Origin of the sequence: Microbacterium sp. NPDC028030, assembly GCF_040637855.1 — a bacterium.
Lineage (GTDB): Bacteria > Actinomycetota > Actinomycetes > Actinomycetales > Microbacteriaceae > Microbacterium.
Window position 1 is genome coordinate 665,721 of sequence record NZ_JBEZXF010000001.1, and the last position, 16,270, is coordinate 681,990.

Below are 16,270 nucleotides of genomic sequence, written 5' to 3' on the forward strand. Positions count from 1 at the left end.
CGTCGTGGTCGGTGGACTCCCTTCCCGCGAAGCCGGTATATCAGTACGCTGACCTCATGCGTCTGCGCCGCACGGGAATCATCGCCGGAAGTCTCGCTCTCGTGGCCGTGCTGGTGGGGACGATCCCCGCGGCAGCGGCCACGACCACGGCGTGGGCGACGTGGCAGCCGCTGACCGGTACCGGCGGCGCCTACACGACGACCGTCCAGATCGCGGCTCAACCGGCGCTCACGGCGACGATGACGAGCGATTCCCGCGACGGACAGATCGGCGTGATCTCGGGCGCGTCGACCTGGTTGTCGGAGGGCACACCCATCGGCGCCAAGTACGGCTCCAGCAGGGACCAGGCCTACCTGAACCTCCGGCCCAAGGCCGACAACGCGACGAGCCCCTCGACGACGACGTACTCTTTCGCGACCCCGACCCCGACCTCGGGGTGGGCCTTCGCAGTGGGCGACATCGACGCGGACGCGGTGCGCATCCGTGCCACGGCGCCCGACGGGCACGTGCTCACCGCGGCGGAACTCGGACTGCAGGACCTGTTCAACTACTGCGCCCCCGGTGTGGTCGGCAAGCCCTCCTGCACCGGCGCGGCCGATGACGTCCCGACCTGGGATGAGACGACCCTCACGCTCACCGGCAACGCGGCCGCGGCCGACACCAGCGGCTCCGCGGCGTGGTTCGAGCCGAACGCCGCGATCAGTTCGCTCAGTCTCATCTTCACCCGCCGGTCGGGGTTCCCCGTCTACCAGACCTGGTTCGCGTCGATCGCTCAGGACATCACGGGAACCGTGAGCGACACCGGTGCTCCGGCCTCGGGCGTCGCTCTCACGCTGACCGACGCGAACGGCACCGTCGTGGGCACCACGACCACCGCCGCCGACGGCACCTACTCGTTCCCCGGATTCATCGCCGCCGATGGGTACACCGTGCGCATCACACCCCCGGCGGGGAAGATCCCGACCGGACCCACCACCATCACGGCGAACCTGAGCGCCGGCGATGCAGTGGCCGATTTCGGACTCCGTGACATCGTGCCGGTCGCCGTGTCCGGACGCGTCACCGACACCACGGGGGCGCCGGTCGCCGGAGTGGCCGTGACGATCGACGGTCAGACCACCACCACCGACGCAGACGGGAGCTACCTGTTCGACCAGGTATCGGTCGGTACGCACCCCGCGACGATCACTGCTCCCTCCGGCTACACGATCGACCTCGCGCCGCCGCCCGTCGTCGTGCCAGCAGGCAGCGAAGTGCCGATCGAGAACGTCGACTTCCGGATCGCCGAGAATCCCGACCTGCGCGGAACCGTCCGTTCGAACGGCGCTGGCGTCGCCGGCGTGACCGTGACCGCGGTCGGCCCCGGAGGCGTGACCCTCACGCGCGTCACAGATGCATCGGGGGCGTACACCTTCCCCCGCCTCGCCGCGGGTGACTACACGATCACCATGACGACGCCCGCGGGCTACATCGCGACGTCGCCGGTCACGCGCGATCAGCAGGTGGCCGCCGCAGACGTCGAGGATGTCGACTTCGAACTCGCGCGACTCGGCGCTGTCGACGGCACGGTGCGCGACGACGACGGCAATCCCATCGCTGATGTGACCGTGACCGTGACCGGACCCGGTGCCCCGCAACAGGTCGCCTCGGGTGCGGACGGCACTTTCGGCCTCGGCGAACTCCCGCCCGGCACCTACACCCTCACGGTGGTGCCCCCGACGGGGACGAGCGTCGTCGGCTCCGCCACCCGCACGGTGGTGATCACCGCCGCCGGTGAAGCCGTCGAGGGGCAGGACTTCACGCTCGCAGAGGACGCCGTGGTCGTCCCACCGGATCCGACCGACCCCCCGAGCACCGGGGGAGGCAACGGCGCGCTCCCCGCGACCGGACTCGGCCCGGAGACACTGGCCTGGGCGGTCGGGGGCGGGGCCGTGCTGATCCTCGGCGTCGTGCTGCTGGTCGTCGCGCGCCGTCGCTCGCGCGGCTGACCCTCGTCACCTCGAGCGCGTCGAGCCCGGCGACGCGGAGTGATCCGGACGGCTGAGCTCACGCCGGAGAGGGCATCGGCCGATCGCCGACCCCCCGCGGTCAGCTCCCGTTCGGCGGGCCGAACAGCTCCTCGCCGTGCTCGTGCAGGACCTTGTAGGCGTCGGCGAAGGTCTCCGGCTCCTTCTCGCCCGGCTTCCCGTAGCGGGCGAGCAGGAGGCCGAGCAGACCTCTTGCAGGCGGAGTCAGCGGCTTGAGGTGCTTCTCGAGGTCGGGCTGGGGGATCGCCTCTTCCGGGTTCGGCGGGGTGTACGAGGGCTTGGTGACGGGCCAGTCGGCCGGATGCCGCGGCTGATCCAGGTTCACGACGTTGAACAGCGTGTTCGCCGAGGCATCGCGGTCGTTGAGGGGCTTCAGACCGTGCAGCCGGGAGAGCGTCGCGGTGACCGAGCCGTGGTGCATCTCATCGTGGATGATCGTGTTTCGCTTCGTGTACGCCGAGACGGCGATCGCCGGGACCCGGCATCCGAGTCGATCGAACGTGAAGCCCATCTCGCCGGCCGTCGTGTCCTTCGTCGGTTTCGTCGCTGCGGGCGGTGGCACGTGGTCGTAGCATCCGCCGTGCTCGTCGAACGTGATCAGCAGCAGGGTGTTGACCGCGTTCGATCCCTTCGGAGACGCGCTCGTGCGCACCGCCTCGTAGATGTCGTGGATGAGCAGGTCTCCCGCGCGCACGTCGGAGATCGCACTGTCGAACACCTCCTCGCCCTCTACTGTGCTCTCGCGGGGCGAGCCGAACGGCGGGTGGAAGTCGTTGTGGTCGTAGACCATCCGCGGCTCGATGAACGCGTAGGCGGGGAGCTTGCCGTCCTTCGCGTCGGCGTAGAAGTCGTCCATCGTGCCGAAGTGCTCCGTGCGCCAGTACTTCTCGAGCACCGGCGCGTGCAGCATCCCGGTGAAGGAGACGAGCTGCAGCTTGTCGATGTAGATCTTCCAGTCGAGCTTCTTCTCCTCGAGCCGGTTGAACACCGTCGGGGCCGCCGGGGCGTCGATCCACTTGTCGTAGCCGCCGCCCGCCTGATTGGTGACGAACCCGTGCGAGGTCGACGCGTGGAAGAACGACCGGTTGCAGAAGGTCTGCGACGGAACCGCGGCATACCAGTTGTCGAACACGGCGAACTCGGCCGCGAGCGTCGACAGCACGGGGAGCATGGCGGGAGAGAACGAGCCCATGATGTGCCTGGCCTCGTCGACGCTCGGCTCCGTGCCCTTGCGCAGCCGACGGAAGTTGATGATGTAGTCCTGGAGGAAGCCCGACATCGTCGCCTTCTCCCCGTGCGTCGGGGCGTTGAAGGGCGACTCCATCTGGTCGACGAAGAGGTCGGCGTTGGTCTTCGGATCGACCGTCCCGAAGATCTGCGTGTTGACGTGCGGGTATTCCTCGCCGGGGTCCGGATCGGGATGGCTCATGATGCGGTCGGTCGGGCCCTGGTAGATGTGGGCATCGACGACCGTGCCGTCGGACGCCGTGTTGCTGTGCGTTCCGAACGCCAAGCCCTCGAACGTCTCACCCTGCGGAAGATTCTCCTTCGAGTACAGGTAGCCGAGGAGGTTGTCGAACGACCGGTTCTCGCCCATCACCACGACGACATGATCGAAGCCCGGTTCGCTGCGGGGCGTCAGCGCGGAGAAGGGGTCGGGGTCGTCTGCGAAGCCGTCTCTCGCGCTGCCGGCGACGGAGGCTCCGATGGCCGCTCCGCCCGCTCCGCCCACGACCGCACCCGCGAGCGCCGCCCCGCCGATCTTGAAGAAGCCTCGGCGCGAGGTGTCGTGGACGGGGTGCACGTCATCGTCGGCCATGCCGCGATCCTACGACCGTGGCGTCTCATCGCCGGGGGATGCCGTGGAACTACCCCTGGTGAAGATGCGTCGGGTCGGCGATCGAGCGTCCGGGCCGTCAGGCGGCCGCGATCCACAGCAGGGCGCCGTCGCGCCAGCCGAGACCGGCAGTCCCTTCGGGGATCGGCGCCTCGTGCCGGGGGCGCACGACTCTCATCCGCTTGCCGGCGAGCTCGACGATGTACACGATGTCCGCTCCGCGATAGACGTGGGCGATGACCTCGACGCTCACCGGGGCGTCCGAGCCGACGGTGGGGGACAGGTGCAGGTCTTCCTGACGGAGCACCACCTCGCCGCCGCCGTCCGGGCCCGCCCCGGTCAACGGCATCTGGATCCCAGTTCCGTCGAGCGTCGCGACCGTGCCCGAGCGGGTCGCCGGGAGCAGGTTCGCCGCGCCGATGAAGTCCGCGGCGAACGGGGTACGCGGGGCGCCGTACAGTTCTGCGGGCGCACCCTCCTGCTCGATCACACCCGCGTTCATGAGGACGATGCGGTCGGAGAGGCTCATCGCCTCCTCCTGGTCATGCGTGACGAACACGGTCGTGAGGCCGAGCGTGCGGTGCAGCTCCTTCAGCTCGACCTGCATGTCTTCCCGCAGCCGGGCGTCGAGGTTCGACAGCGGCTCGTCGAGCAGCAGCACGCGCGGCTCGAAGGCGATGGCGCGCGCGAGCGCCACGCGCTGCTGCTGCCCGCCCGACAACTGCGCCGGCATGCGGTCGGCGAGGTGGCCCATCTGCACGCGTTCGAGCGCCCGCACGGCCAGCTCCTTCTGCTCGGGCTTGGACTTCTCGCCCGACATCCGCAGACCGAAGCGCACGTTCTCGACCACGCTCATGTGCGGGAACAGCGCGTAGCTCTGGAACATCATCCCGAGGTGGCGCTTCTCGGGCGGGAGCTTCGTCACGTCCTGCCCTGCGATCTCGATGGTGCCGGCACTAGGCGACTCCAACCCCGCGATGCAGCGCAGCAGCGTGGTCTTGCCGCACCCGGACGGGCCGAGGAGGGAGACGAACTCCCCGGACTGCATCGAGAGGTCGATGCCCTTGAGCACCTTCGTCCCCTTGAAGTCCTTGGTGAGCGATTTGATGGTGAGCGTTGTCATCAGACGAACAACCTTCCCAGACCGATGATGCGTTCGAGGACGATCATGAGGACGACGGTGAGCAGGACCATGAGAGTCGAGACGGCCGCCACGGTGGGCGACGTGCTGAACTCCAGCTGGCCGTAGATGGCGATGGGGAGCGTCTCCAGCTGCGGCGTGCGCAGGAAGAGGGCGATGACCGCATCGTCGAACGAGATGTTGAAGGCGAAGAACGCACCGGCCGCGATACCGGGGCGGGCGATGGGCAGCACCACGAGCCGGTAGCGGTTCCAGGTGCTGGCGCCGAGAGTGCGCGCCGCTTCCTCGGTGAAGTGATCGGCCCTGGTCATCACGCCCGTGACCGTGCGCATGACGTAGGGGATGGCGATCACCACATGGATCGCGATGAGCACGCCGACGTTGGGAGAGCCGATCGTGAGGGAGGCGATGGACAGGGCGCCGATCGCGAGGATGATCGTCGGGATGGTCAGCGGCGACATCAGCAGCGCCTGGATGGCGGCGCCGCCGGGAACCGTGAAGCGAGTCAGAGCCAAGGCGGCGGCGGTGCCTATCGCTGCGGCGAGGACCGCGACCGTGATGCCGACCAGCAGGCTCAGGCGGAACGGTTCGAGGTAGGTGTCGGACGTGAGTGCTTCGACGTACCAGTCGAGCGTGAAGCCCTGGCCGGGGAAGGTCAGGAAGCGGTTCTCGCCGACCGAGGCTCCGGCGACCACCATGAGCGGCACGAGCATGTACAGCGTCACGATGACGCCGAGGACGATCGCGAGGATCCTGCCGAGGAGGGGAACGGAACGGACCATGGTCACACCTTCTGCTTCCCGAGCCGCGACGTCGCCGCGAGAACGAGCATGACGCCCGCGAACAGCAGCACGGCCTGTGCGGCCGCGAACGACCAGTCGAGGTTGGTGGTCGCATCGACGTAGATGGTCTGCGCGAACACGGGGATCTGCGCGCCGCCGATGAACCGCGGCGTGATGAACGAGCTCACCGACAGCACGAAGACGAGCGAGGCGCCCGCGACGATGCCGGGTACCGCGAGGGGGAGCACCACGTGCCGCAGCGTGCGCCAGAATCCGGCGCCGAGCGTGCGGGACGCCTCCTCGAGCTGCGGCGTGATCCCGGAGATCACACCGAGGATGCTGAGCACGGCGAACGGCAGGAGCACCTGCACCATCGCGATCACGACACCGGTCTCGGTGCCGAGGAAGCCTTGCGTGCCGCCGACGAGGAACTCCGCGCCGGGGATCTGCATCATCAGTCCGGACGGCCCCATCAGGACCACCCAGCCGAAGGTGCGGACCACGACGCTGGTCATGAGCGGGAGGATCACGACGATGAGGAGGAACGAGCGCACCTTGGAGCCCGCCCGGGCCATCACGTACGACAGCGGGATCGCCAGGACGAGAGTGATGACGGTCTGGATCACCCCCAGGCGGAGCGAGCGCAGCGCCGCCTGGAGGTGATATTCACTCGTGAACAACCGGGTGAAGTTGTCGAGGGTGAACCCGCCTGCCGACGACTGCACGCTCATGAGGAGCATGCCGGCCACCGGGGTGATGAAGGCGAGCGCGAGCAGCACGATCGCCGGCAGGAGCAGGAGCCAGGGCTCCCTACGGGTTCGGACGCTCATTTGGTGATCAGCGCATTCCACTCATCGGTCCAGGACTGACGCGAAGCCGCGATGTCACCCGGAGCGTAGACGACGACCGTCTCCAGCTCGTCGCCGGTGAGCACCGCATCCGCGGCATCGCCGGAGAGCTCGGCCTTGGTGTTGACCGGCGAGTACCGCATGTTCTCCGCGAAGACGGTCTGCGCTTCGGGGCGCAGTTCGAAATCGATGAAGAGCTTCGCCAGGTCGGGGTTGTCCCGGCCCTCGACGACGTTCGCCGTGATGAGGGAGGCGGTGGCGCCCTCCTCCGGGACGATGAACTCTACCGGAAGACCCGCGTCCTGCAGGGTGCCGGCGTAGTCCATCGCGTACGGGGCGAGCCAGGTGTCGCGCTGGGCGAATGCCGTCTGCAGGTCGGGCGAGGTGGGCACCACGATCGCGTCGCCCGACGAGGCCAGCTCGCCGAGGTCTGTGATCGCCTGCGACGGGTCGTCGATGCCGCCGCCGAGCGCGTCGGCCACGCGGAGCATCGAGAGCACGCCGTACGTGTTCGAGAAGTCCGTGAGCGCGACGTGACCCGCGTAGGCCTCGTCGAACAGGTCGAGCCAGGAGGTGGGTGCCGGAGCGTCCGCCTCGGTGTTGTAGACGAGCCCGATCGGCGCGAGCTGGATGACCGGGCCCTCGCCGCGCTCGAGACCGGCGGTGGCGAGGTCGACCAGGTCACCGGACTCGGACAGCTCGTCCGCCGCGATCGGCGCGATGAGACCGTCCTGAGCGGCCGTGAACTCCTGCCCGCCGGAGAAGTGCACGACGTCGATCTGCGGGCTCGCCTTCTGGGCGGTGACCTGCGCGAGGGCGTCGGCGCTGTACAGCGTGATCAGCTCGACCTTCGCCCCGGTCTCCTCTTCGAACGGGTCGACGACGGCCTCGATGAAGGCCTTCTCCCAGTCGCCGCCGAACGAGGTGACGACGATGGTCTCGCCGGCGAACTCCTTGTCGCCGGAGGATGCCGTGTCGTCACCGGATGCACAGCCGGCGAGGACGAGGGCGCCGGTGGCGACGAGCGCCCCGGTGGTGAGGATTCTTCGGGTATTCATGCACTGCTCCTTCGGGATGGGTCCAGCACTGAGTGAACGCCTTAGACCAGGCGTCCGATGGTGAGCTGCTTCGCTCCGTCGATGCGGATCGCGGCGCTCTCCTTGGCGAATTCCGCGAGTCCTTCGGTGATGCCGCCCCAGATGTTGACGGGTGTCCATCCGAGCGGGCCGAGAGTACGGGCACCACGATCGTAGAAGACGCCGATCTCGTACCACTCGAACGGCAGCCCGCCCATCTGCATCGGACGCTGCCAGTACCACTGCAGGTCACCCGGCGCCGGGACGACCTGCTGGTTCTCGAACGGCACCTTCTCGGGGTCGAAGTTCTGCGCCTCTTCCGGGAGGCCGACCATGACCTCGGGTCCGGCGTACATGGCGTGCATGGCCTGCATGGTGACCGGCTTCTCGAGCGCACCCCACATGGCCTCGCACGTGCGAGGGGCGAGGTCCTCGAACAGGGTGGCGACGGCGCGGACGCCGTTCTCGTATTCGAGGAAGACCTGCTTGGTCATCGTGTTCCTTTCTCTGCAGCGGGGTGTTCCGCTGCGCGTTTACGGGCGGCCGAGACGAACGCCGCGAACAGCGGCATCTCCTCGGCGGCCTCATCGGGGGCGATCATCTTCTCGGGGTGCCACTGCACCGCCCAGAAGGGCCAGTCGCCGTCGGCCTCGACGGCTTCGACGATCCCGTCCGGCGCCCAGGCGACGGCGTGGAGACCGGGGGCCGGGGTGTCGATCGACTGGTGGTGGATGGTGTTCACGATCCGCTGTGTCGTTCCGTACAGAGCGGCGAGGCGGCTGCCGTCGGCGAGGATGATCGGATGGCGCGCTGCAAGCTGCTGGTCGGCACCGCGCACGGGTTCGTGGTGCGCGGTGGCCGGGATGTCGACGATCAGCGATCCGCCGAACGCGACGTTGCTCACCTGGAGACCGCGGCAGATCGCCAGGACCGGGATGCCACGGCGGCGCGCGCCGAGGGCGAGCGCGATCTCGAACCCGTCACGCGAGGGGTCGTAGGTCTTGCCCTCCTGAGGCTCCGCGCCGTAGTGCGAGGGGTGCACGTCTTCTCCACCGGACAGGACGAGTCCGTCGAGTCGGTCGAGCACCTCGTCGACGCCGGCGGTCGGCGGCAGCAGCACGACTGCTCCACCCGCAGCCTCGACGGGCGCGGCGTACTCCGTGCCGAGACTGTGGGCCGGGCGACCGGAGCCCAGGTCGGTGTCGATGAAGCGGCGCCAGGTGGTGATGCCGATGAACGGGCGGGTCACGACAGCTCGATCCAGGTGGTCTTGAGGTCGGTGAACTTCTCCATGGCGTGCAGGCTCTTGTCGCGACCGAAGCCCGAGCCCTTGACGCCGCCGAAGGGGATGGTCATGTCGCCCTCCTCGAAGCAGTTGACCCAGACGACTCCGGCGCGGAGCCGGCGCGACAGGGTGTGCACGGCGTTGAGGTCGGTGCTCCACAGCGCAGCGGCGAGACCGAACTCGGTGCCGTTGGCGATCGCGAGCGCGTCATCGACGTCGTCATACGCGATGACCGAGAGCACGGGGCCGAAGACCTCACGCTGCGCGACCTCGTGCGCAGGGGTGACACCCAGCACGACCGGGGCGAAGTAGCTGCCGCCGTCGACGGCTCTGAAGCGCTCGGCGCTCCCGGCCGCGAGCTCGCCACCCTCCGCCTGCGCGCGCTCGACGAACCCGGCGATGCCTGCAAGCTGCTTCTCGCTGACGATCGCGCCCATCGAGGCGCCCACGTCGAACGGGTCGGCGGGCAGGCTCGTGCGTGCGACCTCGGCGGCGATCTCCAGGGCCCGGTCGCGCTGCGCACGAGGCACGAGCAGGCGCGAGGAGGCGGTGCACATCTGCCCCTGGTTGTAGAAGCACCCGTCTGCGGTGGCCCTGACCGCACGCTCGAGGTCGGCATCCGGCAGCACCAGGCTCGCGGTCTTGCCGCCGAGCTCGGGCCACACCCGCTTGCCGTTGGAGGCGGCCGAGTACCCGAGGAACCGGCGACCGACCTCGGGGGAGCCGGTGAAGGTCACGACATCGACGTCGGCGTGCTCACCGAGCGCGCGGCCGGCGATGTGTCCGGCACCAGGAGTGACGTTGAGGACGCCGGCCGGGATGCCCGCCTCGAACGCGAGCTCGGCGAGGCGCAGAGCGGAGAAGGTGGTGTGCTCGGCCGGCTTGAGCACCACGCTGTTGCCGACCGCGAGGGCGGGGGCGAGCTTCCATGCCGTCATCGTCAGCGGGAAGTTCCACGGCACGACGGCGGCGACGACACCGGCGGGCTCGCGCGTGACCAGAGCAAGGCTGTTCGGGGCGGTGACGGGCATCTCGTCGAGCACCTTGTCGGCGGCCTCGCCGTACCAGCGGAAGCAGTTCACGACGGCGCGCAGCTCGGTCTGCAGCGCCTCGCGGATCGGCTTGCCCATCTCGAGCGAGATGGTGAGGGCGAGTTCTTCGGCGTTGTCGTGGATCCGCTGGGCGAAGGCGATCAGACGCTGCCCGCGTTCCCGAGGCGCGATCCGCGACCACACCCCGGCGTCGAACGCGGCGCGGGCGGAGCGGACGGCCCGGTCGACGTCGGTGGCCGACGCGGCCGTGATCTGCGGCAGTGCGCGTCCGTCGCGCGGACTCACGGGTGCCAGCGGTTCGGCCGAGCCCTCCACCCACGCGCCGTCGATGAACATGCGCGTGTGCAGAGACAGCGACGCTGCGCGATCCGCCCAGTCGTCTCCCGTTGCCGTGAACATGGTCGTCCTCTCCAGGGGTGATGGCCCTGGAGAGGATACTCGCTCTATTTCGCCACTAGGTCAAGCTGTGACGAACGATCTCGCCAATTCTTTACACTCCTGTAACAGGATCGGCCTACAAACGGATAGCCCCCGTCGGTATGTCACTCGCCAGCGCCGCCGGGGCCTCATCGACGATCAGTGAACCGCGCAGCACCGGTGTGATCACCACGAGCGACTCCACGACCTCCAGACCGTCGTGCCCCGCGACGGCGGGTCCGGTGAGGAACTCGTAGAACGCATCCGCGTCGGGGACCAGAACGTTCGCGAGGAGTTGCGAGGTGCCGGTGGTCGCGACGATGAACTTCACCTCGGGAGCCTCCGCAAGGGCGGTGCCGACCTTCTCGAGCCGCGCCATCGGCACCCGCAACCAGACGAGGGCCTCGAGCCCGAGTCCGAACAGGCTCGGCACGACCTCGGTGCGCGGATGCATCAAGCCGCGACGGCTCAGCGACTCCATCCGGCGACGAGTCGTGGTGACGTTCAGGCCGAGTGCTCGCGCGAGCTGGGCGACCGGCATCCGACCGTCCTTCAACAGGAGCCGGATCAGCGCCTCCTCGTCGTCGCTGAGCGAATCGGCCGGGTCGACCTCGGAGCCGGAGGACTCATCGAGCATCCGAGCCTGCTCGTCGGTGAGCACGCCCGCGCGCCAGTCGTGGCCCGAGCGGAAGAACTTGAGGACCGTGGTGACGTTGATCGAGTCGATGCCCTCGAGCTCGGGGAAGTCGGTGAAGAGCAGTTCGCGGATGGACGCGTCGTCATGGGGGAGCAGCATCCCGGCGATGTCGCTGCTGCCCTCGAGCACCGAGACCGACGAGGCGTCAGCACGCCGTGCGAGTGTGCGAGCGACGTGCCACAGGGCATGCGGCTCTGTCGTGATGCGGAACAGCACCGCACGGGCATGCAGCACGCGGGCGGGATCGACGTACGTCGACACCCGCACCAGCCCCCGGTCGAGCAGTCGCTGACCCCGACGGGCGACCGTGCGCTCTGGGAGGTCGACCACGCGGGCGATCTCGCCCCACGACGCGCGGCCGTTCACCTGCAGGGCCGCGGCGACGATCCGATCGGTCTCGTCGGCCATCACATCGTTCGCGGGCACGGGCTCTCCTTCAGCGGGACGGACTCGGTGGAAGGTTATCCCAGTCCGGGCCCGTGCTGAGGCGTCGGTGGTCTCCTCGGCGCGGCCGGGTGGAGCGTCGCCGATGACCCATACTGAACCGATGGACCTTCCCGGACACGCCTTCAGCACCACCACCTGGGCAGAGATCGAACCCACCATCCACGCGGGAATCACGGGGCAGGCGGTCTGGCGATCACAGCAGATCGGAGACACCCGCATCCGGATGGTCGAATACGCACCGGGCTATGTCGCCGACCACTGGTGCTCGCGCGGCCACGTGCTGTTCGTCGTCGAGGGCACCCTCGAGACGGAGCTCGAAGACGGTCGGACGTTCACTCTGCACGCCGGGGAGAGCTATCAGGTCGGCACGGACATGGAGCCGCATCGCTCGAGCACCGAGACCGGTGCCCGTCTGTTCGTCGTCGACTGACGTCCGGCGCCAGCCACAAGGGCGCCGCCCGGCCGAAGCCCGGACGGCGCCCGTGGAGGCTGCGGACTACTCCGCCTCGGTCGACTCGACCGTGGCGTGCTGCCGGCGGCGGCGCAGCGCGAACAGGCCGAGTCCCGCGGCGAGGAGCACGACGGCCGCGACGATGTACGGCACGCTGTCGGCACCGGTGGTGGCGAGGTCGCCGTCCACGCCGCTGCCGGAGCCGCCACCAGGAGTGACCGCTCCGCCGCCGGATACCGCGGTGACGGTGACGGAGGCCGTGACCTCCGTGCCGTCCGGCAGGATCACGGCGAGCGTGTGCACGCCGGCCGGAGTGCTGGCCGGGATCGTCACCGTGCGCTGGAAGGAGCCGTCGGCGCCCGCCGTGACCGTGCCCAACTGCACCGGGTCGGAGCGCAGCTCGAGTCGAAGCTCGGCGCCCTCCGCGAAGCCGCTGCCCGACACCGTGACCGTCCCACCGGCCTTCACCGACGAGGCATCCAGCGCGATCTCGGCCGGGACCTCGGGCTCGGGGGTGACCGGAGGCGTGATGCCCTCCTCGGTGACCCACTTCTCCCCGGCGTCCGACTTCGTCACGGTGAAGGTGTCGTACACGGCGCCGACGGGGAGGTCGGTCGTGGCACCCGGCTGCTTCTCGGCGAGGTAGGAGCGGTAGACGAGCTGGTTCTTCGAGACGTCGATCACCTGGTACGTCGTCACGCCCTGACCGCGCAGCACCTGGGTGGCGCCGTTGTTGGTCCAGACGTTCTTCTCCGGTGTCTCCAGTTCGTAGTGCTTGGCGCCCGAGTTCGACACCACGTAGACCGGGCCGGTCGTGATGCCGGGGGTCTCGGTCGCGTCCGTGTTCACGTAGCCGCGGGCGTAGGTGTGGTCGTGCCCCATGAGCACGAGGTCGATGTCGTTGCGCTGGAAGACCGGCACCCAGTCGGCGCGCAGCTTGGGCTCGTCGCGACCCTCGGACGCCGAGAACACGGGCTGGTGGAAGGTGACGACGTTCCACTTCGAGGGGCTGTTCTGCAGGAGAAGGTCGAGCCAGGCGCCCTGGAAGCGGATCCACAGCTCCTCACCCTTGGCGAGAGGGCAGTCCGCGCCCGTGCACGACGGCAGCGCCGGCGGCGTGAGGAAGGTCGCGTCGCGGGTGGCGTTCAACGTGATGAACCGCACGCCCTGGTAGTCGGTGTAGTACGCCGTCTCGGCCGCGAACGCGCTCCAGTGCTCGAACAGCGACCGGTACTGCTGCGCGGCCTCGGAGTCGCCCTTCGCGAGATCGGCCAGCTCGCCGATCGAGCTCAGCGACGGGTTGTTGCGCGGGTACTCGAAAGCGGCCTTCCAGGCGGTGAGCAGCTTGTCGCCCGAGTACTCGTGGTTGCCGGGCGCGGCCATCACGTTCGTGCGGACCGCGGAGTCCTCCATACCCTTGAACCAGTTCAGCCACTCGTTCTCGTTGCTGGACGTGTTGATCAGGTCGCCCGCGTGCACGGAGCCGATCGACCGGGGCGCGTTGGCCTCGGCCTGCTTCACGACGCTCGGCCACGTGGTGTCGAGGCCGATCTGCGCGTCGCCGTAGTAGATGAACTGGAAGTCCGTGGCACTGGGGTCGGCCGTGCGGAACTCGTACCAGTCGCTCCAGCTGCCGGGGAGGCCGACCCGATAGCGGTACTCGGTCGCCGCGGTGAGGCCGGTGACCGTCGCGGAGAAGTGCTTGTTCGGGTTGCCGTTCACGACACCGGCGTCGTAGGCGTCGACGGTGCGGACGTCGCCGCCGGCTGCGGGCGCGATCTCGACCTGTCCGACCGTGTGCGAGGCATCGCCTGCGAGCCACGAGAACGACTGCGAGATCGCCGGCTGCTCGGTCGGGGTGAGGATGACGCGCGTCGGCGGGGCGATCACGGGCGTGCCGGGGTCGGACGCCTCGACGAGGGTCAGCGACGACATGTCGAAGTAGATGTCGGAGCTGGTCTCGCGGTCCTGGAACAGGGAGACGGCGATCGTGTTCGTTCCGTCGTGCAGCAGCGTGCCCTCGGCGCTGAACGTGCTGGTGAGCGGGTCGCCGTTCGAGTCGCCGGCGTATTCGACGTTCGTCGTGTCGGTGATGCGGCCGTCGACGTAGCGGGCGACCTCCTCGCCGTTGATCCAGACGACGATCGCGTCGTCGTAGGTGATGGTGCTCTGCAGTGCGGCGACCTGCTCCGCGACACCGGTTTCGAGCTCGAACGTCGTGCGGAAGAAGTAGGTCGGCACGGTCGGGGCCTTGGTGCCGTCGAGGTAGTGGTTCAGGAGCGTCTTCGGCGTCTCGGGTCCGACGGCTCCGAGCTTGCCGTTCTTCGCGCCGAACGAGCCGGGTGCGGTCTTCCACGTGCTGTCGTCGTACGCGGGCAGCGTCCAGTCGCGCAGCGCCGCAGGCGCGGGAGACGGGTCGGATCCGTCGTCGAGGTAGCTCCAGGCGGTGTCGCCGGTGATCAACGATCCGGTCGGCACCTCGGGGTCCGGTGCGGCGAGGGCAGCGGGCGCGACGACGGCGCCGCCGAGCAGGGCGAGCAGCGCGACGGATGTCAGTCCGTGACGCCGCCACCGCACCGCAGGGGTGGGGGAGGTCATGTCAGTCCTTCGTGGGGTGGGGGTTCCGTGCTCAGCCGCACGGGGCACCTCCACCCCATCGAAGCCGGGTGACCTCGGGCTGACATCGAGGAGGCGAGGAGATGAACGGCATCGTTTTCGAATCCGATATCCTGCCGCGCGAGCGCCGGGAGTCGAGAGGCCCGTGTCCGCTCGCCCGTGTACCGTCCGTCGCAGGACCGCGCACCAGGAAGGTACGTCGACATGGAACGTCAGTCTCGCAGGAGCCTCCTCCGCCGTATCGGCGATCTGTTCGCAGGACAGGGAGCCCCGTCCGCGCCGGCGACGCCCCCGGGTGTGACGGATCCGGGACACGGGGATGCCGTCGTCGCCGCGGAGACGCGCTACGCCGGGTCGCTTCGACGCGCAGTGGGTGTGGCGGCACTCGTCGCCGTGCTGCTGGTGGGCATCCAGATCCTGCTCGCGTGGCTGACGGCCACGAGCGGCGCAGCGTCAGGGCAGGGGAGCCCGATGATCTCTCCGGCCACCCTCTCCGTGGAACAGGGCGGGACGGCGCTCGTGCTGCTCCTGCCCGCATCGATCGCACTGCAGGTGCTGCTGCGGATGCCGCGTGACCCCGAGAGCACGGGTTTCGAGGACTCCGTCGCGCACCGACAGTTCTGGGGCAGGGTGGCCGCCGTGGTGGCGATGGCGTCGGCGTTCGTGGCGCTGTCGTCGTTCCTCGGGGCGATGGCCGTCAACTTCGGGGCCGGGACGCTCGACGTCGTGCAGATCTTCGGCATCCCGGTCGGCGCGGCGTTGACACTGCTGATCGCTGCGGATGCCGCGGTCCTGGCCGATCTCGAGGCGGAGCGGCTCAGTCTGGTGTCGAGCCGGGCGGACGACGCGGTGATCAAGATCGAGGACGCGATCACCCGCATCCCCGGGAAGGCCGACCCTCATCCCAAGCGCTCCCTCGTCGTGCAGGGCCTCGTCGTCGGGATCCTCGTGATCGGAGCGGCGACGGCCGGGGTGTTCCTCCTCGTCCGGAACCCGGGGCTGACGGCGGCCTTCGCGTTCTTCGCCACGGCGCTGTCGCTGTTCGCTCTGGGAACCGCGACCCAGATCGTCCCCTCCCTGCTCCAGGCGAAGATCCTCGATGCGCTGCTGGTCCTCGTGCCCCCGGCACTCGTCACGCTGGTCGTCGTCCTCGAGGGTGCCACCTCGGCGATGCCGCTCATCGCGGGGACGGACGAGCAGCGCTATCTGCAGGGGCTGGCGTACGGGCTGCTGATCACGGTTCCCCCGGCGCTGATCGTCACCTTCCTGCTCGTCCCTCGAGGGCCCGCGCGGGTGTCACCTCCCCTGTTCGCCGTGGCCCGAGCCGCGCTGGAGGCCCAGATCGGTCGACTGCGGAACCAGCCGGCGCGCACGGCGGCCGCCCCCTGGCGTGTCCTGAGCACGCTGGCGATCATCACATGCCTCGTGCCTCCGGTGTCGGTTGTGCTCGTGATCGCCGCGACCTGGCTCCGGAAGCAGAGCGGAGATCGACGTGTGGCCCTGCTTGTCGTGGCCTGGGTGTTCACGATGGTCGTCGCGGGGCTGGAGATCGCCGCACTCGCGACGCTTCCCCTCTGGTGGTCTGCGCTCTAGG

General features: G+C 69.0%; 13 protein-coding genes. 3 read left to right on the plus strand and 10 right to left on the minus strand.

Translation table 11 applies throughout. The features are described 5' to 3' along the window. The first annotated feature begins 56 nt into the window (after positions 1-56). Complete coding sequence (locus tag AB0E56_RS03265) at positions 57-1,988, plus strand: carboxypeptidase regulatory-like domain-containing protein (protein WP_359796633.1); 1,932 nt, start codon at positions 57-59, stop codon at positions 1,986-1,988. Positions 1,989-2,088: 100 nt separating this feature from the next. Here the strand turns inward: AB0E56_RS03265 and AB0E56_RS03270 are convergent, their stop codons facing one another. From AB0E56_RS03270 to AB0E56_RS03310, 9 genes are all read right to left on the minus strand, one after another. Beyond that, positions 2,089-3,846, minus strand: coding sequence for an alkaline phosphatase family protein (locus AB0E56_RS03270; RefSeq protein ID WP_359796634.1), 1,758 nt, complete (start codon positions 3,844-3,846; stop codon positions 2,089-2,091). A 97-nt stretch (positions 3,847-3,943) separates the two neighbouring features. Further along, complete coding sequence (locus AB0E56_RS03275; RefSeq protein WP_359796635.1) at positions 3,944-4,987, minus strand: ABC transporter ATP-binding protein; 1,044 nt, start codon at positions 4,985-4,987, stop codon at positions 3,944-3,946. Beyond that, entirely contained in the window at positions 4,987-5,787 is an 801-nt protein-coding gene (locus AB0E56_RS03280) for an ABC transporter permease (protein WP_359796636.1), read from the minus strand. The genes AB0E56_RS03275 and AB0E56_RS03280 overlap by 1 nt, the downstream gene beginning before the upstream one ends. A gap of 2 nt (positions 5,788-5,789) precedes the next feature. Continuing rightward, entirely contained in the window at positions 5,790-6,617 is an 828-nt protein-coding gene (locus AB0E56_RS03285) for an ABC transporter permease (RefSeq protein WP_183151364.1), read from the minus strand. Further along, the gene (locus AB0E56_RS03290; RefSeq protein ID WP_359796637.1) at positions 6,614-7,693 is read right to left on the minus strand and encodes an ABC transporter substrate-binding protein; all 1,080 of its coding nucleotides are present in this window, start codon (positions 7,691-7,693) and stop codon (positions 6,614-6,616) included. The genes AB0E56_RS03285 and AB0E56_RS03290 overlap by 4 nt, the downstream gene beginning before the upstream one ends. A 41-nt stretch (positions 7,694-7,734) precedes the next feature. After that, complete coding sequence (locus AB0E56_RS03295) at positions 7,735-8,205, minus strand: DUF3830 family protein (RefSeq protein WP_017829890.1); 471 nt, start codon at positions 8,203-8,205, stop codon at positions 7,735-7,737. Next, the gene (locus AB0E56_RS03300; RefSeq protein ID WP_359796638.1) at positions 8,202-8,960 is read right to left on the minus strand and encodes a gamma-glutamyl-gamma-aminobutyrate hydrolase family protein; all 759 of its coding nucleotides are present in this window, start codon (positions 8,958-8,960) and stop codon (positions 8,202-8,204) included. Before AB0E56_RS03300 ends, AB0E56_RS03295 begins: the two co-directional genes overlap by 4 nt. After that, positions 8,957-10,447 (minus strand): aldehyde dehydrogenase family protein, encoded by a 1,491-nt coding sequence (locus AB0E56_RS03305; RefSeq protein ID WP_359796639.1) that lies wholly within the window; start codon positions 10,445-10,447, stop codon positions 8,957-8,959. Before AB0E56_RS03305 ends, AB0E56_RS03300 begins: the two co-directional genes overlap by 4 nt. A gap of 115 nt (positions 10,448-10,562) precedes the next feature. Beyond that, positions 10,563-11,588 (minus strand): Lrp/AsnC family transcriptional regulator, encoded by a 1,026-nt coding sequence (locus AB0E56_RS03310; RefSeq protein WP_359796640.1) that lies wholly within the window; start codon positions 11,586-11,588, stop codon positions 10,563-10,565. Positions 11,589-11,709: 121 nt separating this feature from the next. Between AB0E56_RS03310 and AB0E56_RS03315 the strand changes: the two genes are divergently transcribed. Beyond that, the gene (locus AB0E56_RS03315; RefSeq protein WP_359796641.1) at positions 11,710-12,039 is read left to right on the plus strand and encodes a DHCW motif cupin fold protein; all 330 of its coding nucleotides are present in this window, start codon (positions 11,710-11,712) and stop codon (positions 12,037-12,039) included. 66 nt (positions 12,040-12,105) lie between these two features. Here the strand turns inward: AB0E56_RS03315 and AB0E56_RS03320 are convergent, their stop codons facing one another. After that, complete coding sequence (locus tag AB0E56_RS03320) at positions 12,106-14,658, minus strand: metallophosphoesterase family protein (protein WP_359796642.1); 2,553 nt, start codon at positions 14,656-14,658, stop codon at positions 12,106-12,108. A 222-nt stretch (positions 14,659-14,880) separates the two neighbouring features. Between AB0E56_RS03320 and AB0E56_RS03325 the strand changes: the two genes are divergently transcribed. After that, positions 14,881-16,269: a hypothetical protein gene (locus AB0E56_RS03325; protein WP_359796643.1), complete on the plus strand. Its 1,389-nt coding sequence runs from the start codon at positions 14,881-14,883 to the stop codon at positions 16,267-16,269. Position 16,270: the final 1 nt, after the last annotated feature.

Coding starts and splice junctions, on each gene's coding strand:
- AB0E56_RS03320 (WP_359796642.1), bottom strand. CDS start 14,658: ATGACCTCCCCCACCCCTGCGGTGCGGTGGCGGCGTCACGGACTGACA.
- AB0E56_RS03305 (WP_359796639.1), bottom strand. CDS start 10,447: ATGTTCACGGCAACGGGAGACGACTGGGCGGATCGCGCAGCGTCGCTG.
- AB0E56_RS03290 (WP_359796637.1), bottom strand. CDS start 7,693: ATGAATACCCGAAGAATCCTCACCACCGGGGCGCTCGTCGCCACCGGC.
- AB0E56_RS03295 (WP_017829890.1), bottom strand. CDS start 8,205: ATGACCAAGCAGGTCTTCCTCGAATACGAGAACGGCGTCCGCGCCGTC.
- AB0E56_RS03325 (WP_359796643.1), top strand. CDS start 14,881: ATGGAACGTCAGTCTCGCAGGAGCCTCCTCCGCCGTATCGGCGATCTG.
- AB0E56_RS03285 (WP_183151364.1), bottom strand. CDS start 6,617: ATGAGCGTCCGAACCCGTAGGGAGCCCTGGCTCCTGCTCCTGCCGGCG.
- AB0E56_RS03315 (WP_359796641.1), top strand. CDS start 11,710: ATGGACCTTCCCGGACACGCCTTCAGCACCACCACCTGGGCAGAGATC.
- AB0E56_RS03280 (WP_359796636.1), bottom strand. CDS start 5,787: ATGGTCCGTTCCGTTCCCCTCCTCGGCAGGATCCTCGCGATCGTCCTC.
- AB0E56_RS03275 (WP_359796635.1), bottom strand. CDS start 4,987: ATGACAACGCTCACCATCAAATCGCTCACCAAGGACTTCAAGGGGACG.
- AB0E56_RS03265 (WP_359796633.1), top strand. CDS start 57: ATGCGTCTGCGCCGCACGGGAATCATCGCCGGAAGTCTCGCTCTCGTG.
- AB0E56_RS03270 (WP_359796634.1), bottom strand. CDS start 3,846: ATGGCCGACGATGACGTGCACCCCGTCCACGACACCTCGCGCCGAGGC.